Consider the following 25677-nt stretch of genomic DNA (forward strand, 5'->3'; position numbering starts at 1 on the left):
GCTCCTCCGTTCGCGTGTGCCAGCAGTGAGGCAGCCCTGGCGTTTGCGCCCGGGGATCGCGCTTCCTAGACTGCGCGCGCGATGACGGGCGAACTGCTGGCCGGCCGCTACCAGTTGGAGCAGGAGTTGGGACGGGGCGGGATGGCGACGGTCTTCCTCGCCCATGACCTGCGGCTGTCCCGCCGCGTGGCGGTGAAGGTGCTGCACCCGGGGCTGGACACACGCTTCACCGAGCGCTTCCGCCAGGAGGCGGAGGTGGTGGCTTCGCTCCAGCACCCCAATGTCCTGGCGGTGCATGACTTTGGCGAGGACTCCGTGCGCGGCCCGTTCCTCGTCTGTGAATGGGTGCAGGGGGAGAACCTGCGTGAGCTGGCGCGGCGCCTGGCTCCCGTGCCGCCGGAGGCTGTCGCGCTTCTGGGCTGGGAGCTGGCTCGCGCGCTGGAAGCGGCGCATGCGCGTGGCGTGGTGCACCGGGACGTCAAGCCGGAGAACGTGCTCGTGGCGCAGGGAGGGCCGCTGAAGCTCGCGGACTTCGGCATCGCCGCGCTGGCGGACCGGGCTCGACTGACGAGCACGGGGGCCGTGATCGGCTCGCTGGCGTACATGGCGCCGGAGCGCATCGACACCGGTGCGTGGTCCCCGGCGTCGGATGTCTACGCGGTGGGCGTCGTGTTGTTCGAGCTGTGTGTGGGCACGACGCCGCATGCGGGGGAGGGCAGTGCCCGGCTGGCGGTCTCGGTGATGACCCGCGATGCGCCGCTGTTGGCGGAGGCCGCGCCAGGCACGCCTGCGTCCCTGTCCGCGCTGGTCGCGCGGTGTCTCGCCCGGGATGCGCGAGACCGGCCCATGGAGGGTGGGGCGCTGGCTCGGGAACTGGAGGCCGTGCTGCGGCCGTGGGTGGGTGCTCCCTCCGAAGCGTCACGTGCCTTCTTCCAGGCTCCGGAGTCCTCCGTGGCCCGCTGGCGTGAGGACCGGTTCCAGCGGCTGTTGGACGAAGGCCGCGCGCTGCTCGCCGCGGGGCAGGGCGCCCAGGCTGCCCGGTGTCTCAACGCCGCGATGGCGCTCCGGCCCGGGGCCCCCGAGGTGCTGGCGCTCCTGCGCTCGCGCCCCACGAAGAACGGCCTCGCCGGGCGCGCGTGGGCGGAACACAAGCGCGGGCTCCTGGCGGGTGTGGCGCTCGCGGGAATGCTGGGCGGGTTGGGAATGTGGGCATGGCATGGCTCTAGGGCCTCGACGGTGGCCACAGGGCCGGCACCGGGTTCGGATGCAACAGTGCCGACCGCTGGTCCACAGGCGACCGCCCTGGGAACACCTGCGACGTTGGGCGCCTCGGCCGCAACGTCGAATGTTTCCGCTGCGCCCGCGCCCGCTGATGGCTCGGCCGCAACGTTGGATGCTTCCGCCGCAGTGGAAGGGCCTTCGCGTTCCTTGAATCAGGCGGCGGTTGGGACGCAGGTCAGGACCGCGCGTCCGGAGGCTTCGGGCAGGTCGCTTCGTGCCGCGTCGGCTCCGATCGCTCGCTCCGCTCAAGACTCTTCGCGACGGCCCTCGTCCCCGGTATCCACCGGCGATGACGTGCCCGTGCGCGTGCCGGACGCCCAGGACTTCGCGACGCTCACCGTGACGACACGTCCCTGGGCCGAGGTGTTCGTCGACGGCCAGAGCCGGGGCTACACGCCGAGGCTGCGCGAGCTGCGGCTGTCTCCCGGCTCGCACCGTCTCCGCTTCGCCAACCCCCTGTGTGAGCCCGTCGAGGAGGTGCTCGAAGTGACTGCCGGCACAGCCGTCTCGCGCGAAGTCGCCCTCCGCGTGCGCGACGCGGAGGTCACCATCGTCGCGCCCGTGGCGTCCCGCGTCTTCGTCGACGGTGTGGAGGTCGGCGTGGCGCCGCTGCGCGACCCCTTGAAGCTCTCTCACGGGAGACACCTCCTGTCCGCCCGCGATCCGGGCGGCAACGTGCTGAGGCAATCGCTCGACGCGGTGGCGGGGTCCCGCACCACGGTCGTGCTGGGGGCCGCGCAATGAAGACCGCCATCGTCGCCCTGCTGCTCACGGCGTCCTCCCCGCTGGGACCCGCCCGCGAGGCCTACCAGTCCGGCGACCTGCCTCGCGCCCGGGCCGCGCTGGAGGCCCTGCTTCAGCCCTCACGGCTCTCCCATCCCCAAGAAGCAGCCGAAGCCCATCTGCTGCTCGCGGCGACGCTCCACGCCCAGGAGGACCTGCTCCGCGCGGAGCATGAGACCGTGGAAGGACTCGCGCTCGACTCCGGCGCGAAGCTGGACCCCCTGGTGTATCCGCCGGACTTCATCGCCTTCGTCGAACGGGTGCGCGCGCAGCGACACGACCGCATCGCCTCGCGCGCCGCCCGGCTCCGGCCACCCGCGCTCCTGCCCGGGCCCGCGGCCTCCACCGCCGCTCCCGTCCTCGTCGAATCCCGGCCGGCCTCTCAGGGCTGGTACCTGGTGCCGTTCGGCGTGGGCCACTTCGTGCACGGCCAGCGCTCCAAGGGGAAGGTGCTCGCGGTGGGGCAGGGCACGACGTTCGCCGTGTCCGCCGTCTCCCTGGGCGTGGCCCTGTCCCTGCGCGGCTCGGACGGCCGCTACTCGGCCCAGGACGCGCCCACGGCCCGGGCCTTCAACGTCTCCTATCTCGTGGGGGCCTACGCCTTCGCGGCGCTCTACGCCTACGGCGTGCTGGACGGCCTGCTGTCCTCGCCCCCGCCACCCCCGTGAGGAGCCCGGACGACGGGCTGGGGAACGCCTTCACGCACTGACTCGGCGGCCCGCTCCGGTGTAAATGGGGCGGATGAACGACGTGAACCTGGTGGAGATCGCCCGGCGGTTCGAACACAAGCAGGCCACCTCCGCGGTGGCGCTTTCAACGGCCTCCGCGCCGCTCGCGGACGGCTGGATGGCGTTCGGCGGCGTGGGTTCCTACATCAACAAGTCGTCCGGCTATGGCTTCGAGCGGGACGTCACGGACGCGGAGCTGGACGCGCTGGTGGACTTCTTCGTGTCGCGCGGCGTGGAGCCCAAGGCGGAGCTGAGCCCCTTCGCGCCCCAGTCCCTGTTGAAGGGGCTGGCGGACCGGGGCTTCGTGCTGCGCGAGTTCGAGACGGTGCTGTACCGGCCGCTGCGGGCGGGAGAGGACCTGTCGCGGCTGACGCAGGGAGTTCCCGCCGGGCTGCGCATCGAGCGGGTGGATCCGTCCGACGACGCGGCGGTGCGCAGGTACGTGGAGGTCGCCGGCAGCGGCTTCGTGCCGGAAGGCGAGTCGATGCCGGAGATCTTCTGGGAGATGGGCCTGAAGGCAGCACGCCATCCCAGCACGGACTCGTATCTGGCGTGGATTGATGGCGTGCCGGCGGGAGGCGGGGCCTGCGAGGTGAGCGACGGGCTCACGTCCCTGTTCGGCACGTCCGTGCTGCCGGCGTTCCGGCGGCGCGGCGTGCAGCAGGCGCTCATCGCCGCGCGCCTGGCGCGGGGGCTGGAGAAGGGCAGCGACCTGGCGGCCATCATGTCCTCGCCCGGCATCCCCACGGAGCGCAACTCCATGCGGATGGGCTTCTTGATGGCCTACTCCCGCGCCGTGCTGGTGAAGCCCGGCGCGGGGCTGGTGCCGTCACCCTGAGTGGGCGCGGCTACGGCTGCGGCAGGGTGTACGCCAGGGGCAGCAGGGCACCGTTCTGGTTGAAGGGGTTGTAGCTGCCCTGCGGGCCCACCCAGCCGCAGCCGCCGTAGCCGCGCATCTCCACCACCTGGTTGTTGTCATGGAAGGCCCACCACGAGGACTCGCTCGAGGGGCCGGCCCGGCCGATGCCGCCGGTGGGCACGGAGAACGGCGTGCCTCGCAGGTCCACGTTGGCCAGGCCCGTGCGGCTGCACCCCATGGCCGCCGCGTAGGTCATGGCTGTCACAGGCTCCTTGTCTACGTGCTTGAGGGAGCCGCTGGACGTCGCGAAGGTCTGGTCTCCGGTGTCCACGGCGAGGGTGACGGGGTTCAGCCTGACGCGCGTGTACCGGGTCCGCACGTCGGTGCCGGGCGAGTTCCCTCCCGCCGTGTACTGCGAGTAGTTGGCGCCCTCCTCCGTGTGCACCAGGGGGAGGTACTCCCTGGGCGTGCCGGCCATGTCCTGGCACCAGGCCGTCCAGCGCTTCAGCGGGTCCTTGTTCACGAACAGCGCGTACTCGCCGTCCGGCGCACCGGGGCGGGCCGCCTGGAGCTCCTGACAGGTCGCGGGGCGGTCCCCGCCGCGGTAGTGGAGCTGGAGCAGGCCGCCATGCTGGTTGAAGGGGTTGTAGCTGCCCTGCGGACCCACCCAGCCGCAGAGGCCGTCACCGGACAGCGTGACGACCTGGGCGTCCTCGCTGGAGATGGCGGCGCCGGTCGCGTTCGCGCCGCCCACGCCGAACGACTCCGCCGCCACCGTGAACGGGGTGCCCCGCAGGTCGACGTTGCCCTGGCCCTGGCCGCCGCCGCACGCCATGGCCACGCCATAGGTCATCGCGGTGACGGTCTCCGGCGAGTGCGTCAGCTCTCCCGTGGAGGAGGCGAACGTCTGGTCCGCCGTGTCCACGCGCAGGGTCACCGGGTCGATGCGCAGCCGGGTGAAGTGGGTGCGCACGTCGGTGCCGGGGGAGGCGCCGCCGGCCGTGTACTGCGAGAAGTTGGAGTCGGCGCCCGTGCGAGTGAGCGTGAGGTACTCGGTGGGCGTGCCGGCCATGTCGTGGCAGTACGCGGTCCAGGACGCGCTGGTGTCACCCGCCACGTACAGCACGTAGTCGCCGTCCGGCGCCCCAGGCTGGGCGGCGCGGATCTCCAGGCAGCGGGACGGCCGCGCGGTGAGGGGCTGGGGGTGCTCCGCCAGGGTGCTGGGACTGGTGCTGCCGCTGTCGCTGGCGCCACAGCCGGCGGCGGCGAGCGCCAGGAGGCTCCAGGTCAGGGTCCGCGCGCGGCGCGGGAGGTGGGGGATGGCGGAAGGCTTCTGGACGTTCATGGGTGGGGCTCCTGTGAGCGGTTGCGGGGCCCTCCCATCGCAAGGTCGGGGCCACGCGAGCCGCCAGGGCCTCGCCGTCGGGATTCCGGGGCGTTACGGGTGAACTCAGCCCGACGGATGACGTGGCCGCGCCGCGAACGTGCCAGTCCTGGCACGCGCGCGGGTTCCTCCCAGGAGGCGGCCTGTCATGCCCCCTCGGGGCCCTTCACGTGCGCGCCCGGCGCGTCCTGGAGTGCCTCGGTCAACCGCTCCGCGAGCCGTTCAACGTGTGGGGCTCGCAGCAGCGTGTAGTGGGTGCCGGGGAGCACCTCCCGCGTCAGCTTGCCCTGGACGTGGGCGCTCCAGCCGTCGTCTCCGCGCGCCGGGTCATCGCCCGCCTGGAACAGGAGGACGTGGCCGGTGAACGTTCCGGGGCGGTGGTGCTTCAGGGCACGCAGGTTGCGGGTGAAGACGTGCAGGAGCGTGCGCCCCGCCTCCGTGGCCGCTTCCGGTGTCGCGAGCTGGCCCTGGTCGAGCTCGAACAGCGCGGCCACCTGGCCTGCATCGTCCACGTCGAGCGGCACGCGGTCCTCCGTCGCCGGGCTCGCATCGATGAGGGCCACGAGCTCCACGGCCTCGCCCCGGGCCTGGAGCTGACGGGCCATCTCGAACGCCACCACACCTCCCATGGACCAGCCGCCCAGCCGGTAGGGGCCGTGGGGCTGCACGGTGCGCACGGCGCTCACGTAGAGCGCCGCCATCGCCTCCACCGTGTCGAGCGGCGGACGGCTCCCGTCGAGCCCCTGGGACTGGAGCCCGTAGAAGGGCTGATCCGGACCCAACTGCTTCGCCAACGCCGCGTACGCGAGCACGTTGCCGCCCACTGGGTGGACGCAGAAGAAGGGCCGCCGCGAGCCCTCACGCTGGATGGGCACGAGCGGAGAGAAGACCTCGGGCGCCTGATGAAGCAGCCGGGCCAGCGTCTCCACTGTGGGCGCCTGGAAGAGGGCGGCCAGGGGCAGCTCGCGCTGGAAGCGCTCCCGGATGCGCGCCATCAGCTTCACGGCGAGCAGGGAGTGGCCGCCCAGGTCGAAGAACGGACGCGTCACGCCAATGGGCCGGACGCCCAGCAGCTCCTCCCAGAGCGCCACGAGCTCCCGCTCCAGGTCATCGCGCGGGGTGACCTCCGTGATGTCGGAGGGACGGGATGTCGGCGCATCAGGGACGTGCATCCGGCGAAGCTCCTCGTCCGTCAGCAACGTCCGTTGGTCCAGGGGCGCGTCGGGCGCGGTGAGGACCGTCTCCAGCAGCGTGCTCCATCGCTCCATCAGCCGCTGGACCGTGGCGGTGTCGAAGAGGTCCGTGCTGTACGTGAGCGCCCCCTGGAAGCCGTCGGCTTGCCGCGTGAGGGCCAGGTCCAGATCGAACTTCGCCGCCGTGGAGGGGAGCTCCACCGCCTTCAGCGTCAGGCCCGGCAGGGCGACCTCCGGCTCAGGCGTGTTGTGCAGCGCGAAGAGGGCCTGGAAGAGCGGCGTGCGGCCCAGGTCGCGCTCGGGCTGGAGCGCGTCCACCAGCCGTTCGAAGGGGAGGTCCTGGTGTTCGTACGCGCTCAGCGTCGTCGCGCGCACCTGCGCGAGGACCTTCCGGAACGACATGTCCGCGGTGAAGCGGGCGCGGAGGACCAGCGTGTTGACGAAGAAGCCGATGAGGCCTTCGGTCTCCGCGTGACGACGGTTCGCGATGGGCGTGCCCACCAGCACGTCGTCCTGTCCGGAGTACCGCGACAGCAGCCACTGGAACGCGGCCATGAGCACCATGAAGGGCGTGGCGCCTTCCCGCTTCGCCAGTGCCTCCACCGCGTCACTCAAGGCCGGTGTCAGTTGCACGGGCCACCGCGCTCCCTGCGCGGAGCGACGGGCCGGACGAGGCCGGTCCGTGGGCAGCGTCAGCGCATGCGGCGCCCCTTCGAGCCGCCGCTTCCACCAGTCGAGCTGTCCCTCCAGCACCTGGCCTTCCAGCCACGTGGTCTGCCACCGGGAGAAGTCCGCGTACTGCACGGGCAGCTCTGGCAGCGGCGACGGCTGGCCCTGGCGGAAGGCTTCGTAGAGCGCCACCAGCTCGCGCACGAGCACCCCGAAGGACCAGCCGTCGGAGACGGTGTGATGCGTGCACAGCAGGAGCACGTGTTCTCTTGAATCCAGCCGCAGCAGGGTGAAGCGAGCGAGGGGACCCGTGCCCAGGTCGAAGGGACGCAGCGCATCCGCGTCCAACCGGCGCCAGACTTCGGCTTCACGTGCGTCCGCGGGCAGAGACTCCAGGTCCTCCGTGCGCAGCATTCCCGTGGGGGCGGGATGGATGCGCTGACGGGGCGTTCCGTCCTGGGCTTCGAACGTCGTGCGCAGGGTTTCGTGCCGCTGCACCAGCGCATCGAAGGCCCGCTGGAGGGCGGCAACATCCAGCGCTCCGGACAGCCGCAGCGCGAAGGGCATGTTGTAGAGCGGGCTGCCCGGCTCCAACTGGTCGATGAACCACAGCCGCTGCTGCGCGAAGGACAGGGGCGCGAGTCCGTCCCCCTGTGTCCTCGTCAGCGGTGGCAGCGCGGGCGCGGGCGCGGCATCCGTCAACCGCCGGGCGAGGCCCGCCACGGTCGGCGTTTCGAAGAGGGCGCGGACGCGCAGCTCCACACCAAGGTGCGCGCGTACGCGTGACACCACCTGGGTGGCCAGCAGCGAGTGTCCGCCCAGCTCGAAGAAGTTGTCGTGACGGCCCACGCCGGACACGCGGAGCAGCTCCTCCCAGATGGCGGCGAGGCGCTCCTCGGTGGGGGTCGCGGGCGGTTCGAAGACACGTGCGGCGAGGCGCGACGCGTCTGGCGTGGGCAGGGCCTTGCGGTCCACCTTGCCGTTCGGCGTCAGCGGCAGGACGGGCAGGGCGAGGAGGGCGGCCGGCACCATGTACTCGGGCAGGTGCCTTCGCAGGTGCTCGTGCAGTGGGGCGGTGTCCACGTCCGGCGTGACGTAGGCGACGAGGCGCGCGTCGCCGGGAACGTCCTCGCGGACCAGCGCCACCGCGTCCCGGACGCCAGGATGGGCGCGCAGCGTGGACTCGATTTCGCCCAGCTCGATGCGATGGCCGCGCAGCTTCACCTGGAAGTCCAGGCGGCCCATGAACTCGAGCGTCCCGTCCTCGCGCCACCGGGCCTTGTCGCCCGTGCGGTACAGGCGCGCTCCGGGCTCCGTGCCGAAGGGGTCCGGCATGAAGCGCTCGGCGGTCAGGTGCGGCCGGCCCAGGTAGCCGCGCGCGACGCCTTCACCGGCGAAGCACAGCTCTCCCGGCAGTCCGAAGGGCACCAGCTCCTGCCGTTCGTCGAGCACGTACGCGCGCAGGTTGTCCAGCGGCCGCCCGATGACGGGCAGCACGTGGGACGTTCCCTGGATGTCCCAGACGGTGGCGTCCACGGTGCATTCGGTGGGGCCGTAGGCATTGAAGGCCCGCGTGCGCCGGGTCTCGGCGAGCCGTTGCCACATCACCTCGTCCAGCGCCTCGCCGCCCACCAGCATCAGCGACGGCAGGCGGGGCCGCTCCAGCATCCCCGCGTCCAGCAGGAGCTTCAGTTGCGCGGGCGTGCAGTCCAGCGCGTCCACCCGTGTCCGCTCCAGCCACGTGAGCATCCCTTCCGGCTCCAACCGGAGGTCCTCCGGAACGGGGCACAGGCAGTGGCCACTCAGCAGTTGCAGCACCTGCTCAATGGCGGCGTCGAAGAACAGGGGAGCGTTGATGCTGACGCGGAGTCCCGGGGGCTGCCCCGCGTAGGCGGTCCGCAGCAGCGCGTGGCGCAGGTGCAGCACCGACCGGTGCCGCACCATCACCCCCTTGGGCGTCCCGGTGGAGCCGGAGGTGTAGATGACGTAGGCGAGGTTCTCCGCCCCCGCCGCCGGCGGCGGGTTGTCCGAAAACCTGTCCGACTGTCCGACAGGTTTTTCGTCCATCCGCACCAGGTGGGGCACGTCCGGGTTCCACGCGTCTTGTAGCGCCCGTGTGGTCACCAGCACGGACGCGCCGCAGTCCTTGAGGACGAACGACTTGCGCGCGGCGGGCGCGGCCGGGTCCAGTGGCACGAAGGCGCCCCCGGCCTTGTTTACCGCGAGCAGCGCGACGACGATTTCCGCCGAGCGCTCCAGGCACAGGCCCACCGTCACCTCCGGACCCACGCCCAGCGACTTCAGGTGCCAGGCGAGCCGGTTGGCCCTCGCGTTGAGCTGCTGGAAGGACAGCGTCGTGTCCCCGAACACCACTGCGTCCGCGTCCGGGGTCCGCGCCACCTGGGCCTCGAAGTGGCCGTGCAGCGTGCCGTCACCCTCGAAGGACGACACGCCTCCTGCCAGGTTGCCCAGGAGCTGTCGCCGCTCCTCCTCCGACACAAGGGACAGTCCGGACAGCGGTCCGTCCGGGTTCGTGAGCACCGCCTCCAGCAGTACCCGCAAGTGGGTGAGGAGCCGCGCCATGGTGGGACGCTCGAAGAGGTCCGTGGCGTATTCGAGCTTGCCTCGGAAGCCGTCCTCACGGCGGTCCAGGTCCAGGCTCAGGTCGAACTGGGAGGTCGTGCGCTCCGCGAGGGCAGCGGGACGCACGGTGAGGCCGGGCAGCGACAGCTCCGGCACCGGCGCGTTCTGGAGCGCGAACATCACCTGGAACAGCGGCATGCGCCCCAGGTCGCGCGTCGTTTGCAGGGACTCCACCAGCCGCTCGAAGGGGACGTCCTGGTGCTCGTAGGCGCCCAGCGTCGTGGCGCGCACCTGGGCCAGCAGCTCCCGGAACGTCGTCCGTGCGCCGAAGCTTCCACGCAGCACCAGCGTGTTGACGAAGAAGCCGATGAGGCCCTCGGTCTCCGCGTGGCGGCGGTTCGCGATGGGCGTGCCCACCAGCACGTCGTCCTGACCGGAGTAGCGGTGCAACACCGTCTGGAAGGCCGCGAGCAGCACCATGAAGGGCGTGGCGCCCTCCTGCTTCGCCAGCGCCTCCACGCGCTCGGACAACGCCAGGGGCAGGTGCACCGGCACCGTGTCGCCGCGCTGGGTGGAGACGGCGGGGCGGGGCTTGTCCGTGGGCAGCTCCAGCGCACGGGGCGCTCCTTCGAGCTGCCGGGCCCACCATGCGAGCTGCGCCTCCAGTGCCTCTCCCTGGAGCCACGTGCGCTGCCAGAGCGCGAAGTCCGCGTACTGCACGGGCAGCTCCGGGAGCGCGGGCGGGCGGCCTTCACGCAGGGCCGCGTAGAGGGCGGTGAGCTCTCGCACCATCACACCCAGTGACCAGCCGTCGGAGACGATGTGGTGGAGGTGGACCACCAGCACGTGCTCCTCGGCCGTGAGCTGGAGCAGCAAGGCGCGGATGACGGGGCCTCGCTCCAGGTCGAACGGCCGCTGGGACTCCGCTGTCACCCGGTGCTCCGCTTCGCGCAGCCGGGCTTCGGCGTCCTCCAGCGTGGTCAGGTCCACGCGCTCCAGCGGCACGGTGGCCTGCGCGTGGATGTGCTGCACGGGCTGGCCCGCTTCCGTGCGGAAGGTGGTGCGCAGGGATTCGTGCCGCGCCATCAACGCGTCCAGGCTTCCCTTCAGCGCGGCCTCGTCCAGCGCGCCGAGGAGCCGCAGGGCAACGGGCATGTTGTAGAGGGCGCTGCCCGGTTCGAGCTGGTCGATGAACCACAGCCGCTGCTGCGCGAACGACAGCGGCAGCAGCGGGGGCCTCGGGGCCCGGGTGAGGGGCGGCACGTGCTCGCGGCGGGTCGTGGTGGCGCCCAGATGCCGTGCGAGCGCGGCCACGGTGGGCGCGTTGAACAGCTCACCCAGGGGCAACTCCACGCCCAGCACCGAGCGGATGCGCGACACCACCTGCGTGGCCAGGAGCGAATGGCCTCCCAGGTCGAAGAAGTCGTCGTGGATGCCCACGGCGTCCAGGTGCAGCACCTCCGCCCAGATGGCCGCGAGCTGTGTCTCCACGGCGTTGCGTGGGGCTTCGTGCGTGGACCCGGTGGACCCGGGCGCTTCGGGCGCGGGCAGGGCCTTGCGGTCCACCTTGCCGTTCGGTGACAGCGGCAGGGACGGCAGCGCCACCCAGGCGGACGGCACCATGTAATCCGGGAGCTGCCGCTGCGCGTGCGCCTTCACGGGGTCGGTGCTGGCGCTGTCTCCGTCGAGGACCACGTAGGCCACGAGCCGCTTCTCACCGGGCACGTCCTCGCGTGCGAGCACCACGGCCTCGCGCACGTCCGGAGCCTGGCGCAGCACGGCCTCCACTTCTCCGGGCTCGATGCGGAAGCCGCGCAGCTTGAGCTGGAAGTCCGCGCGGCCCAGGAACTCCAGCGTGCCGTCGTCACGCCAGCGCGCCCGGTCGCCCGTGCGGTACAGGCGGGCCCCCGGCGTGGCGGAGTGGGGATGGGGGATGAACCGCTCGGCGGTGAGGTCCGGCCGCTGGAGATAGCCCCAGGCCAGGCCGTCACCGCCGACGTACAGCTCCCCGGGGAGCCCCGGCGGTAGGGGCTGGAGGTGCGTGTCCAACACCCACGCGGTGGAGTTCGCCAGCGGCCGCCCGATGGGCACCGAGCGCTCCACGGTGTCGTCTGAGCGCAGCGTCTGCGTCGTGGAGAACGTGGTGTTCTCCGTGGGGCCGTACCCGTTGACGAGCACGGCGCCCGGCGCCATCCGCGACAGGTGTTCCCGCACGCGAGGCACGGGCAGCACGTCCCCGCCCGCCAGCACCTGGCGCACTCCCGCGAGCGAGGCGCCTTCGTGGAGGACCATCTGCTCGAAGAGGGCGGCGGTGAGCCACAGCGTGGTGACGCGCTCCACGGCGAGCAGCGTGCCCAGCTCCGACAGCGAGAGCGCATGCGGCGGCGCGAGCACCAGCTTCGCGCCATGCAGCAGCGCGCCCCAGAGCTCCAGCGTGGAGGCGTCGAACGCGACCGGCGCGACCTGGAGGAACACCTGCTCCGGACCGAAGGTGATGAAGCCATTGCCCCGGACGAGGCGCACGATGCCCCGGTGGGGCACGCAGACCCCCTTGGGACGGCCCGTGCTGCCCGAGGTGAACATCACGTAGGCCAGCGCCTCCGCGGGCACCCGCACGTCGGGCGCCGTGGCCGGCTGCTTCGCGACCAGGTCCGCTTCCGCGTCCAGCAACACGAGGAGCCCGGTCACCGCCGGCAGCTCATCCGCCAGCGCTTCCTGCGTGACGAGCACGCTGACGCCCGCCTCCTGGAGCACCCAGGCCGTGCGATCCGCCGGGGCCTTCGCCTCCACGGGCACGTAGGCCGCGCCCGCCTTGAGGATGCCGAGCATGCCGATGACGAGCTCCGGCGAACGCTCCACGCACAACCCCACGCGGTCTCCGGGCCGCACGCCCAGCCGCCGCAGATGGTGTGCGAGCTGGTTCGAGCGCCGATCCAGTTCGCCGTACGTGAGCTCCCGCGCCGTGTCCGCTGACAGGAAGGCCCCCGGGCTCGCGGGCATCCTCACGGCGACGGCGTCCGGCGTGCGCGCGGCCTGCTCCGCGAACAGCGCGGGTACGGAGGCCTCACGCGGATACTCCGTAGTGGTGTCGTTCCAGGAGACGAGCACCTGGTGCCGCTCCTCGGGCGTCAGCAGGGGCAGGCGCGTGAGGGGCGTTCCTGGTGAAGCCACCGCGGCTTCGAGCAGCACGCTCAGATGCCGGGCCATTCCAGCCACCGTGCCGGGCGTGAACAGGGCGGTGTTGAAGTTGAGGCCTCCCGTGAAGCCCTCGGGTGCGCGGTGCAGCAGCAGCTCCAGGTCGAAGCGGATGGCGCCGGGGTCGGCGTTCATCGGTTGGAGCGTCAGGCCGGGCAGGGCCAGCGGCGGCAGCGGCGCGTTCTGCAGCGTGAAGACGACCTGGAAGAACGGCGTGCGGGACGCGTCGCGCGCGGGGTGCAGTGCCTCGACGAGCTTCTCGAACGGGAGGTCCTGGTGCTCGTAGGCGCCCAGGGTGGTGTCCCGCACGCGTGTCAGCAGGGAGCTGAAGGTGTCGTCGCCGCGCAACCGGGTGCGCAGGACGACGGTGTTGGCGAAGTAGCCGATGAGCGCCTCGGACTCGGCGTGGCGGCGGCCCGCGATGGGCGAGCCCACCAGCACGTCATCCTGGCCGGCGTAGCGGCCGAGCAGCACCTGGAACGCGGCCAGCAGCACCATGTATGGCGTGGCGCCCTCGCGCTTCGCCAGGGCCTCCAGGGCTTCGCTGGAAGCCCGTGGCAGGGTGAAGGGCATCAATGCGCCCTGGAAGGTCTGCCGGGCCGGACGCGGATGATCCGTGGGCAGCTCCAGGTGCGAAGGCGCGCCTTCCAACTGCCGCCGCCAGTAGCCGAGCTGCGCGTCCAGCACCGCGCCCTGCAACCAGCCGCGCTGCCACAGCGCGTGGTCGGCGTACTGCACCGGCAGCTCGGGCAACGGGGAGGGAAGGTTCCTGGAGAGCGCGGCGTAGAGCGCGCCCATCTCGCGCACCAGGACGCCGGTGGACCAGCCGTCGGAGATGATGTGGTGCAGGTTCAGCACCAGCACGTGCTCCGTGGGCGACAGCTTCAGCAGCAGGGCCCGGAGGAGGGGACCCTGTTCCAGGTCGAACGGGGTGCGTGCCTCCTCGCGGGCGAGCCGGGTGGCTTCGGTGCCGCGCTGCTCCGGGTCCGGGATGCCGGTGAGGTCCACCTGTCGCAGGGGCAGCGGGCCGGGAGCGTGGATGACCTGCTCCGGGGAACCTTCGTACTCGCGGAACGTGGTGCGCAGGGCCTCATGCCGGCGCACCAACCGGTCGAAGCTCCGCTGGAGCGCGCCGAGGTCCAGCGTGCCTTCCAGCCGCAGCGAGAACGGCATGTTGTAGGCCGTGTCCGCGGTGCCCAGTTGATGGATGAACCACAGCCGCTGCTGCGCGAAGGACAGCGGCAGCACGGCGGGGCGCACGCCACGGGTCAACGGCGTGAGGCCGGTGGGCTCGGACTTCTCCGGCTCGGTGGGCGCGGGCGCCACGGCTCTGGACGGGGCGATGCGCCGGGCGAGCGCCTCCACGGTGGGGGCTTCGAACAACGTGCGCAGCGGCACCTCCTGGCCCAGCCGCGCACGCACGCGCGCGGCCACCTGGGTCGCGAGCAGCGAGTGTCCGCCCAGCTCGAAGAAGCTGTCCCGCACGCCGACCCGCGCGATGCCGAGCACCTGCGCGAAGATCTCCGCCAGGGCCCGCTCGGTGTCGTCGCGCGGGGCGATGGGCTCCACGCGTCCGGCGGTGGGGGCGTCCGGCGCGGGCAGGGCCTTGCGGTCCACCTTGCCGCTGGAAGTGAGCGGCAGGGCCTCCAGGCGGACGATGGCGGAGGGCACCATGTACTCGGGCAGCCGTGAGTGCAGGAACGCGCGCAGTCCGGCCACGTCGAGCGTCCCTTCATCGACGCGGACGTAGGCGACGAGACGCGGTCCTCCCGTGCCCTCCTGGCGCACGACGGCCACGGTGTCGCGCACGCCGGGCCAGGACTGGATCGCGGCCTCGATGTCGCCTGGTTCGATGCGGAAGCCACGCAGCTTCACCTGGAAGTCCGCGCGGCCCAGGTACTCCAGCGTGCCGTCCGTGCGCCACCGGGCGATGTCGCCCGTGCGGTACATGCGGGCGCCGGGCGTGTCGCTGAAGGCATCGGGGATGAAGCGCTCGGCGGTGAGGGTGGGGCGGCGCCAGTAGCCGCGGCCCACCTGCACGCCTCCGATGAACAGCTCGCCCGGGATGCCCACGGGCACCGGTTGGCCGTGGCGATCCAGGACGTACATGCGCGTGTTCGCCACGGGCTTCCCGATGGGAACGACACGCAGGGCTTCGTCGCGCGGGCACTCCCAGGACGTCACGTCCACGGCGGCCTCGGTGGGGCCGTAGAGGTTGTGCAGCGTGGTGTGTGGCAGGCGCGCCTGCGCACGGAGCACCAGGTCCGCGGGCAGGGCTTCGCCGCTGCACATCACCTGGCGCAGGCGCGTCAGGGACTCCAGGCCGGGCTCCTCCACGAAGGCACGCAGCATGGACGGCACGAAGTGCGTGGTCGTCACGCCCTCGCGCGCCATCAGCGCCACCAGGTAGTCCGGCTCCTGGTGACCACCGGGACGTGCGAGCACCAGCCGCGCGCCCGTCATCAGGGGCCAGAAGAACTCCCAGACGGACACGTCGAAGCTGAACGGCGTCTTCTGAAGCACCGTGTCCGACGGCGTCAGGCCGTAGCGGCCCTGCATCCAGCGCAGGCGGTTGACGATGCCCGCGTGCGCGTTCATCGCGCCCTTGGGACGGCCCGTGCTGCCCGACGTGAAGATGACATAGGCGAGGGAGTCATCTCCCGTGAGCGGCGAGGGCCGCACAGTGGGCTCACGCGCGATGGCATCCCACTGGGTGTCGAGCGCGATGGCGTGCGCGGCTTGCGAAGGCAGCGCGGCGCGGAAGCGCTCCTGCACGAGGAGCACGGGCGCGGCGGTATCCGCCAACATCCCGGCGAGCCGTTCCCCGGGCGTGGCCGGATCCAACGGCACGTAGGCGGCTCCGGACTTCAAGACGCCCAGGAGGGCGATGACCATCTCCAGCGAGCGCTCCAGGCAGACGCCCACCAGGGTCTCCGGCCCCACGCCACGCGCACGCAGGTGGTGTGCGAGCTGGTTGGCTCGGGCTTCGAGCTGCGCGTACGTGAGGCGCTGGTCCTCGAACTGGAGCGCGATGGCCTCTGGCGTGCGCTCGGCCTGGACCTCGAAGAGGCCGTGGAGCGTGGCGCCAGCGGGGAAGTCCACGCGCGTGTCATTCCAGCCGCGCAGCACCTGTTCGCGCGCCGCCGGGGTGAGCAGTGCCAGGGTGGAGACCGGTGCGTCCGGCGTCGCGACGACCGCCTTCGCCAGCACGGTCAGGTGCTCCGCCATGCGCTCCAGGGTCGCGGCGTCGAAGAGGGCGGTGGCGTACTCCAGGCGGCAGCGCAGGCCGTCGCGCTGTTCCCAGACCTCCAGGGACAGGTCGAACTTGGACGTCGTCACCGGCACGTCCACACCGCCAATCTGGAGCCCGGCGCCTCCGGTGGTCTGGGCCTCGGGAACATTGATGACGTTGAGGACCGTCTGGAACACCGGCGTGCGGCTCAGGTCGCGAGGCACCTGGAGCACGTCCACCAGTTGCTCGAAGGGCATGTCCTGACGTGCGTAGCCGCCCAGGGCCTGCTGCTTCACGCGTGCGATGAGCTCCCGGAACCCCGGGGCCCCGTCGAGCCTCGCGCGGAAGGCGAGCGTGTTGACGAAGCAGCCCAGCAGGCCTTCCACCTCGGGGCGCGAGCGGCCTGCGATGGGCGTGCCCACCGCGAAGTCGTCCTGTCCGGAGGTCCGGGAGAGCAGCACCTGGAACAGCGCCATCAGGACCATGAAGGACGTGGCGCCTTCACGGCGGCCCAGCGCGAGGAGCGGCTCGGACAGCTCACGCGGCAGGTGGAAGGCGTGCGCGGCGCCCGCGTAGGACTGCGCCGCGGGACGGGGACGGTCGGTGGGCAGCTCCAGCGGCGGCGTGCCCTGGAGCAGGTCCTTCCACCAGCGGGCCTGTTCCTCCAGCACCGGCCCGGTCAGCCATGCGCGCTGCCACACGGCGTAGTCGGCGTACTGCACCGGCAGGGGCGGCAGGACGGAGGGCACACCAGCGCTGGCGCAGGCGTAGAGGACCGGCAGCTCGCGGCTGAGGACCAGGGTGCACCAGGCGTCGGAGACGACGTGGTGCAGGAGCAGGTGGAGGACGTGCGTGTCCGGAGTAAGCCGCAGCAGCAGCGCGCGGGCCACGGGGCCCGTGTCCAGGTGGAAGGGCGTGGCGGTGTACGCCTGGCAGCGGCGAAGCATGGCGGCCTCGCGCGCCCCGGCCGTGTCGCCGGGGACGTCCTCCGTCTCCAGGGGCAGGGCGCCGGTCGCGTGGATGACCTGCACGGCCCCGGTGTCGCCCAGGGCGTACGTGGTGCGCAGGACCTCATGGCGTTCCACGAGCGAGTGGAGAGCCGTCTGGAGCGCGGTCACATCCAGCGTGCCCGTGAGCCGGAAGATGATCGCGTTGTTGTAGGCGGTGCTCTCCGGCTCCAGCTCCTGGAGGTACCAGAGGCGCTGCTGCGCGAACGACAGCGGCAACGGCCGGTCGCGAGGCGCACGCGGGATCGTCTGGAGCGCACCGGAAGCCACGACGGAGGAAGCCGTCGATGTGGCCCGGCCGTCGGCAACGGGCGGATGGGGCACAGCCCCTGGCGGGATGGCTGGCACCTCGCCTGGAGACACGGCTCGCGGTGCGGGCAGCTTGAAGGACGGAAGGTTCATGGCCTCGACGCGGCCATCCGCGCGCAGGCGCACGGCGCGGCCCGTGCGGTAGAGGCTCGCGGAGCCACTCCTCGGATGCGGCACCAACCGGTCCGGTGCCTCCCCCGTTGCCTTCCAGAGGGCGGCGGGCAGACCCGCGCCCGACAGGGCCAGCTCTCCCACGACGCCCGCGGGCACGGGCGCACCGGCCGCGTCCAGCACCCAGACCTCCAGGCCCGGGGGCAGCTTCTCCTCCGGCGCACGCGGCAGCAGGCCTCCATCGCGGGCCTCCCCCGCGAGCAGCACGTCGCCGCCCGCCGTCCGCTGAAGCGCCGACGCCAGCTCCGCGGACGCGTTCTCCAGGACCCATGCCCCCACCGGTGCCAGGGCCTCGCGCGCTCCCGGCAGGTCCGTCAACGCGCGGGCCAGCCGCGCCGTGGTGTTCACCAGCACCGCGCCCGCCTGCCTGGCCAGGGACAGCAACTCCGCCGCATCCGTGTCCTGCTCGCCGCGCACGCGCCGCGAGTGTGACGCCGCATCGGCGGCCACGGCCTCGCGTGCCATGGCCAGGCGTTTGAGCCCTTCGAGGACGACCGGCGTCTCCAGTCCGAAGTCGATGAGACACGTCACCTCGTCCACATCCGAGGCCCGCACGTCGCGCAGCCGCTGGATGCCGCTCTCCACCGTGCCGATGAGGCCGGTGCCCTTCGCGTGGTGCTCGAAGGTGTGCTCCAGCAGCGCGTCGATGTCCTCGCGGGACACCTTGGCGATCTCCCCCTGGTACCCCTGCGCGGCGAGCAGCGACGTGGTGATGTCCGCCGAGCTCCGGAAGTACGCCAGCAGCGGCTTGCGCACCCGCCGGAGGACCTCCGCCTCGTCGTCACCCAGGTACGTGTGCAGCATGCACGTGATGTGGCCCCGGCCCGGGTGGCCGTTGCGGCGCCACGCCTCGCGGTAGAGGGCCACCTTCGGCTTCAGCTCCTCCAGCGAGTGGGCGAAGAGGCCCGTGAGCACGCCCGCGCCCAGCTCGCCCGCGAGCCGGAACGTCTCCGGGTTCGCGGTGGCGGTGAGCCACACGGGCAGCTCACGCTGCACCGGCTTCGGGCGCAGGCCCACCTCCACGGTGACGCCGTTGCCGCCCGGGCGCCGCAGCCGGTCTCCGCGCCACAGGCCTCGCAGCGTCTCCAGATGGCGCAGCAGGATGTTGCGCCGGTCCGCGTAGTTCCCGGGTGCGAAGATGAAGTCCTGCACGTGCCAGCCCGTCGCCACGGACACGTCGACGCGGCCCTGCGACAGGTTGTCCACCACGGCCCACTGCTCCGCGACGAGCAGCGGATCATGCAGCGGCAGCACCACGCTGCCGGAGCGCAGGCGCAGGTGCTTCGTGACGGACGCGAGCGCGGCGGAGACCACCGCGGGCTGCGGGTAGATGCCTCCGAACGAGTGGAAGTGACGCTCGGGCGTCCAGATGGCGGAGAAGCCATTCGCGTCCGCGAACTTCGCGCCCTCCATCAGCAGCTCGTACTTGGGCCCGGTGAGCGAGTCCTCGTCATTGGCGAAGTACGACAGGCTGACCTGGAGCGGACGCGATGCCGCCTCGTCCGAGAAACCCCGGCGCGATGCGGTGGCCTCGGAGGGGAACAGCACGCGCAGGCCGCGAGACAGGGCCCAGAGGGCTTCCAGCTCGGGCTTCTCGGGAGCGGGCTCGGAGGCCGCGAGCCAGGTGGTGCCCGGCGCCGGACGCAGCCGCGCATCCAGCCCCGCGAAGAACCCCGTGAGCGACGTGTGACTCAACGCCCACGCGGGCTGGCCCGCGCCCATGGGCAGGAGCCACGCCAGGGACTCCGGCGACGGAAGCGGCAGCGGCTCCGTCACCGGTGATACGTCTTCCAGCACCTCTTCGACGTGCAGGACGCGTGAGGACTCCAGGCGTGCCGACGTGAAGAGCCCGCGCCAGGTGATGAGCCGGGGCGCGACACCGCCTTCCACGGCATACACAGGCAGTGAGTCCAGGTCCGTGGGCCCGAGCGCCACCGGCGCGCCGCCAGCCTCCAGGATGCCCCACAGCGCGGCCAGCTTCTCCGGCGACGCACGGAGGCAGAGCGCCACGGGTTCTCCCTGCCGCAGTCCCTGCTCCCGCAGCTTCAGGGCGAGCCTTCTCGCGCGAGAGGCCAGCTCCCTCCACGACCAGGTCCGCCCGGCCTGCTCCACGGCGACGGCGTCCGGCTGCCGCAGCGCGTGTTCGCGCAGCCGTGCGGGCAGGACGGGGGCCTGGGTGACGGGCGGGGGCGCGGGCCATGCGAGGCGTTCGGCGTCGGTGGCGAGCGGCAGGCGGGAGAGGGGTTCCTCGGGCCGGGCCAGCGCCGCGCCGAGCAGCACCTGGAGGTGCTCCAGCATCCGCCGCGCGGTGGAGGCGTCGAACAGCTCCGTCGCGTACTCCAGCGCGCCGTGAACGCGGCCGGGCTCCTCGGTGAGGATGAGCGTCAGGTCCGACAGCGTGGCGCCCCATTGCACGGGCGTGCCCGGCACTTCGATGAAGGTGCCTCGCGCGCCGACGGCCGCCAGCGCGTCGCCGCCCATCTCCAGGTTCGAGTGGTAGACGAACACCGTGTCCGTCATGCGCTCCCGGCCGATGTCGCGCCCGGGGACGAGCTGCTCGACGAGCATCTCGAAGGGCACGTCCGGCCGCGACTGCACGTCGGTGACCTCGCGTCGCACGCGGTGCAGGAGCTCGCGGAAGCTCGGGTCATCCCCTACGTGGGTGCGGAACGCGGCCGAGTGCGCCACGTAGCCGATGAGCGGCAGCAGCTCCGGCCGCGTGCGGTTGCCGATGGGCGTGCCGACGATGAGGTCCGACTGCCCGGTGTAGCGGTGCAGGAGCGCGTTCCACGCGGCGAGCACCGTCATGTACGACGTGAAGCCCTCGCTGCGTCCGAACGCGACGAGTGCTTCCGCGAGCTCTGGCGGGAAGTCCAGCACCATGCGCTCGGAGGTGAGCGGGCAGCTCGAGGGCCGGGGACGGTCCGTGGGAATGCCGAGCTGCTTCGGCATGCCTGCCAGGCGCTGACGCCACCACTGCTCCTGTTCAGGGAAGCGCTCTTCCGCGAGAGACTGCCGCTGCCACGCGCCGAAGTCCGCGTACTGCACGGGCAGGGGCGCCAGCGGGGACGGCCGGCCCTGGAGGAAGGCGGCGTAGAGCTGTCCCACCTCCTGGAGGAAGAGGGACGTGGAGAGCGTGTCGCAGACGATGTGGTGGATGGCGCAGACCAGCAGGTGCAGGTCCGCGCGCAGCCGCACGAGCGTGGTGCGCAGCACGGGGCCACGCACCAGGTCGAAGGGGCGCGCGGCGTCCTCACGGGCAATCTGGAGCGCGGCCTCCTCGCGTTCTTCGGGCGTGCCATCCACTTCCACGATGGGAAGCGGGATGCGCACGTGGGGATGGAAGCGCTGCACGGGCCGGCCGTCGACGGCGTCGTAGGTGGTGCGCAGGGCTTCGTGGCGCTGGACGACCTCCTGGATGGCCCGCTCCAGGATGGCGGCGTTGGCGGGGCCTTCCAGGCGCAGGACGAAGGGAATCGTGTACGCGGACAGGCCGGGGAGGTGCTGCTCCAGGCGCCAGACGCGCTCCTGCACGAAGGACAGGGGCAGCGGCGCCGTCCGGGCACGGGGCACGAGCGGTAGTTCGCGCGTGGGCTCCCGGGCTGGGGCCTGCTGGAGCAGCGGTTCAATGCGGGATGCGAGCCCGGCGACCGTGGGCGCTTCGAAGAGGGCCGCCAACGGCACCTGGACGTGGAAGGTGTCGCGGAGCTGGTTGAGGAGCTGCGCGGCCATCAGCGAGTTGCCGCCCAGTTCCAGGAAGTTGTCGTCGCGTCCGACGAAGTCCACGCCCAGGCGCTGACGCCACAGCGTGGCGATGCGGACCTCCACGTCACCGCGAGGTGCGTCCTCACGGCCCCCCGGAGCCGGGAGGGCAGGGTGGTCCACGGAAGGCGACGCCACCCCATGGCTCCCCGGAGCCGGGCGGGCAGGAGACTCCACGGGCGGAGGCGCCACCGCAGCGCTCGTTCTCACGGGCGAAGCGGAGGACAGACCGGGCTTGCCGGTGTGCGCGTTCGAGATCGGAGACAACACGAGCGTGCCGGTGTGCTCGCTCGTGGACGGAGCGCGCGAAGCATGGGGCGACGCGAGCGTGCCGGTGGCGGCGCTTGAGAACTGGTCGCGCGAGGCCGGGGATGACACGAGCGTGCCGGTGTGAGCGCTCGTAGACGGAACTATCGATGCCGATGACGACGCGAGCATGCCACTGGCGGCGCTCGTGAATTGCGCGAGTGTGCCAGTGGAAGCGGGCACTTGTGCCTGCGCTGGCGTGACCATCGCGGACGTGTCGGTCAGGCCCGTCGCCGCTTGAGCACGGGAGGGCGGCGCAGAGACCGGAGGGAGCCCGCCGGCTGGGTCTGTACGAGGCACGGACGCGGTCATCCCGTGCGCAGGGGTAGCGCTCTGTCTCGTGGCTCCCGTCTCCGTGGTCGCACCTTCCTGACCGCGAGGCTCCACCCAGCAGCGCTTGCGCAGGAACCTGTACGTCGGCAGGTGCACGCGGCGGCGCTGCTCGTGGGCGTAGAACGCGGTCCAGTCCACCTCCAGGCCCTGCGTCCACAGCTCGCCCACGCACTGGAGCAACCCCGACTGCTCCGTCGTCGCACCACCCCGGCGCAGCGACGCGAGCGCCTTCACTCGCTCACGATCCTCACCCAGGCACGCGCGAACCAGCGGGGTGAGGTCCTGGCCGGGCCCCACCTCCAGCAGCACGCTGCACCCTTCTTCCAGCAAGGCTCCCACCGCGTCCGTGAAGCGCACGGGCTGCCGCATCTGCGTGGCCCAGTACTCCGGCGCGGACAGCTCGCCCGGACGCGCCAGCGCGCCCGTGAGGCTGGAGACGTACCGCACGGAAGGCTCGTTCCGCTGGAGCGCCCCCACCGCGCGCGCCAGCTCCGCCATCAACGGCTCCACGTCCGCCGAGTGGAACGCATGTCCCGACGGCATGCGCACCGCGCCCGCCTTGCGCTGCTGCAACACCGCCTGGAGGCGCTCCACCTCGTCCACGGGGCCGGAGACCACACACCGGTCCGGCGCGTTGATCGCCGCGAGCGTCAGCCGTCCGGACAGCAGCGGCTGGACCTCCGCCGCCGGCAGTGCCACTCCGAGCATCGCGCCCGGAGGCAACCGGTGCATCAGCTCCCCTCGGACGACGGCCAACCGCAGGGCATCCGGCAACGAGAGCACGCCCGCGATACAGGCGGCGGCGTACTCACCGAAGCTGTGCCCCAGCACGGCGTGCGGAACGATGCCCCACGCCTGCCACATCCGAGCCAGCGCCACCTGCACCGTGAACAGTGCCGGGAGCGCCACCCGGGTGTCGGAGAGCATCGCGGACGCCTCCGCCTCCTGGCCCGCTCCCGGACGCAGCAGCGCTTCCACCCGCGAACGCAGCGGCGCATCCAGCAGCGCCAGGCACGCATCCACTTGCGCGCGGAACGCGGGCACGGACGCATCCAGCTCCCGTCCCATGCCCACCTGCTGCGAACCCTGACCGGAGAAGACGAACGCCACCCGCTTGCGGCGCGCCCCCTCCACGTCCTTCAAGCGCGAAGGCGTGGCCGGCTTGCGAAGCTGCTTCGCCAGGTCCGCCGCGTCCCGGGCGACCACCACACGCCGGTACTCGAAGGCCCGGCGCCCCACCGCCTGCGTGTACGCGGCATCCGCGAACGCTCCTCCATCCGCCCCGACCTCCAGGGAGAACCGCGCCGACAACGCCTCCAGCGACTCCGGCGAGCGCGCCGACAGCACGCGCAATGCCAGCTGCTTCGCCGCCGCCTCCAACTCCTCCGGCGAACGTGCGGACAGGACCTGATCCGCCAGCTTCAACGACGCGGCCTCCAGCGCCTCCGGAGATCGGTCCGCCAGCACGTGCGACGCCAGCGCCAGCGCTCCCGCTTCCAGCGCCTCCGGTGAGCGCGCCGACAACACGAATAGCTGATGCGAGCGCGTCGTGGGCCCGCTCCGCACGACGGGCGCCTCCTCCAGCACGGCGTGCGCATTCGTCCCGCCCACGCCAAATGAGCTCACCGCCGCGCGCCGGGGCTTCTTCCCCCGAGGCCAGGGCCGCAAGCGCGTGTTGACGAAGAACGGCCCCGCGTCGAAGTCGATCCGCGGGTTCGGCGACTCGAAGTGGAGGCTGGGGGGAATCTCCTCCTCGCGCAGCGACAGCGCGACCTTGATGAGCCCCGCGAGCCCCGCGACCGTGTCCAGGTGGCCCACGTTCGTCTTGAGCGACGCCAGCGGGATGGTGCCCCGGTGCTCGGGCCCCAGGCCGTAGGCGCGCTGGAGCGCCGCGACCTCGATGGGGTCTCCCAGCGGTGTCGCCGTCCCGTGTGCCTCCACGTAGCCGATGTCCGTCGCCGCCACTCCCGAACGGCGCAGCGCCTGGGTGATGACGGTCGCCTGTCCCTGCACGCTGGGCGCCGTGAAGCCGGACTTGTCGCGCCCGTCATTGTTGACGGCGGTGGCTCGGATGACGGCGTGGATGGGGTCTCCGTCGCGGACCGCGTCCTCCAGCCGCTTGAGCACCACGGCCGCCACGCCACTGCCGGAGACGGTGCCCTTGCCCTGCGCATCGAAGGCGCGGCAGTGGCCGTCCGGGGAGTAGATCATCCCCTCCTGGTGCACGTAGCCGGTGCGCTGCGGCACCGACAGCCGCGTCGCGCCCGCGAGCGCCACGTCCGACAGGCCGGACAACAGGTTCTGACACGCGACGTGCACCGCCACGAGCCCCGTGGAGCACGCCGTGTACACGAGCATGCTCTCGCCGGTGAGCCCCAGCTTGTAGGACACCTTCGTCGGCAGGCTCTGGTAGGTCGCCGTGCCGTACAGCTCGAAGAACGCCGCCGAGTCCAACGGCAGGTGCCGCTGCACCTCGTTCGCGTAGCCGGACTCGTTCGCGCCCGCGAAGAGGGAGATGACGCCCGGGAAGCGCGCGGGGTCGAGGCCCGCGTCCTCCAGCGCCGCCCACGCGCACTGGAGGAACATCCGCTGCTGCGGGTCGGTCCACTGTGCCTCGCGCAGGGACATGTCGAAGAACGCGGGATCGAACTGGTCGATGTCCGCGAGCACGCCCTGCGCGGGCACGAACCCCGGATGCTGGGTCAGCGATACGCCCGGGGGCAGCCCGGGCATCGGCTCCAGCTCCTCGGGAGTGAAGCGGGAGATGGACTCCACGCCTTCACGCAGGTTGCGCCAGAACTCCTCCACCGACGCCGCGCCAGGGAAGCGCCCGGACATGCCGATGATGGCGATGGCGTTCGACGGCAACGCCTCCGCCGTCTTGCCGCTCACGGACGGCGACGGCATTGGCGTGGCAGTGGCCGCGGAGCTGGAAGGCACGGACGCGGCGACCGAAGCAGGCAGGGGCTTCATGGGCACGGCGGTGGAAGCGGAGCCGGAGCGGTCAGGCATGACGGGCCCGACCGGTGATGCGGCGTCCGCGTCCGCGGCGGAGACCGGCGAGGGCGCAAGGCCAGGCCGCACGGAGTGACCCTCTCGTTCTAGCCGCCGGGCCAGCCCGTGGACCGTCGGGTGTTCGAACAACCAGACCACGGGCACGTCGCGCTGGAGCGCCTCATGCAACCGGCTGGCGACGCGGACCACGGTGAGCGACGTGCCGCCCAGGTCCTCGAAGAAGTGGTCGTGGACGCCGACGCTCCTCGCGCCCAGCTCCCGCGCCCAGATGGCGGCGAGCTGTTCCTCCAGCGGATCCGCGGGCTCCACGAACCGCCCCTTGCGAGCACTCGCCGCGACGTCCGGCGCGGGCAGGGCCTGGCGGTCCAGCTTGCCGGTGGCGGTGAGGGGCAGCACGGGCAGCGGGACGAACGCGGCCGGGACCATGTACTCGGGCAGCCGCTGCCGCAGGTGTTCGCGCAGCGCCTGGACGTCCAGCGCGCCTGCCACCACGTAGGCCACGAGCCGCTTGTCGCCGGGCACGTCCTCGCGCACGAGCACGGCCGCGTCGGTGAGGGCGGGCCAGTCGCGGAGGGCGGCTTCGACCTCGGACAGCTCGATGCGGTAGCCGCGCACCTTCACCTGGGTGTCGATGCGGCCCAGGAACTCCAGGCTCCCGTCCGCGCGCCAGCGCACCCGGTCTCCCGTGCGGTACACGCGCTCTCCGGGCGTGGTGGCGAAGGGGTGCGGGATGAAGCGCTCGGCGGTGAGGTCCGGGCGGGAGAGGTAGCCCCGCGCGAGCCCGTCCCCGCCGATGAGCAGCTCCCCCGGAACGCCCACGGGCACCGGCCGCAGCGAGCCATCCACCACGAACGTCCGCGTGTTCGG

5 protein-coding genes are annotated in these 25677 nt (G+C 72.1%); 3 read left to right on the forward strand and 2 right to left on the reverse strand.

Annotation, left to right across the window (positions count from 1 at the left end):
- Positions 1-81: 81 nt before the first annotated feature.
- The 3 genes from ACX114_RS18120 to ACX114_RS18130 all read left to right on the forward strand — a co-directional run bounded on the left by ACX114_RS18120 (position 82) and on the right by ACX114_RS18130 (position 3630).
- Entirely contained in the window at positions 82-2025 is a 1944-nt protein-coding gene (locus tag ACX114_RS18120) for a serine/threonine-protein kinase (protein ID WP_459299385.1), read from the forward strand.
- Positions 2022-2732, forward strand: a complete 711-nt coding sequence (locus ACX114_RS18125) for a hypothetical protein (protein ID WP_459299387.1) — start codon at positions 2022-2024, stop codon at positions 2730-2732. Before ACX114_RS18120 ends, ACX114_RS18125 begins: the two co-directional genes overlap by 4 nt.
- A 73-nt stretch (positions 2733-2805) precedes the next feature.
- On the forward strand, positions 2806-3630 hold the full coding sequence (locus ACX114_RS18130; protein WP_459299389.1) for a GNAT family N-acetyltransferase: 825 nt from the start codon (positions 2806-2808) through the stop codon (positions 3628-3630).
- A 10-nt stretch (positions 3631-3640) separates the two neighbouring features.
- Here ACX114_RS18130 and ACX114_RS18135 read toward each other — a convergent pair whose 3' ends face one another.
- Together ACX114_RS18135 and ACX114_RS18140 are read right to left on the reverse strand one after the other, a co-directional pair.
- Complete coding sequence (locus tag ACX114_RS18135; protein ID WP_459299391.1) at positions 3641-4996, reverse strand: GON domain-containing protein; 1356 nt, start codon at positions 4994-4996, stop codon at positions 3641-3643.
- 185 nt (positions 4997-5181) lie between these two features.
- Positions 5182-25656, reverse strand: coding sequence for a non-ribosomal peptide synthase/polyketide synthase (locus ACX114_RS18140; protein ID WP_459299393.1), 20475 nt, complete (start codon positions 25654-25656; stop codon positions 5182-5184).
- Positions 25657-25677: the final 21 nt, after the last annotated feature.

The organism is Corallococcus sp. M7 (assembly GCF_054512695.1).

Coding starts and splice junctions, on each gene's coding strand:
- ACX114_RS18120 (WP_459299385.1), top strand. CDS start 82: ATGACGGGCGAACTGCTGGCCGGCCGCTACCAGTTGGAGCAGGAGTTG.
- ACX114_RS18125 (WP_459299387.1), top strand. CDS start 2,022: ATGAAGACCGCCATCGTCGCCCTGCTGCTCACGGCGTCCTCCCCGCTG.
- ACX114_RS18130 (WP_459299389.1), top strand. CDS start 2,806: ATGAACGACGTGAACCTGGTGGAGATCGCCCGGCGGTTCGAACACAAG.
- ACX114_RS18135 (WP_459299391.1), bottom strand. CDS start 4,996: ATGAACGTCCAGAAGCCTTCCGCCATCCCCCACCTCCCGCGCCGCGCG.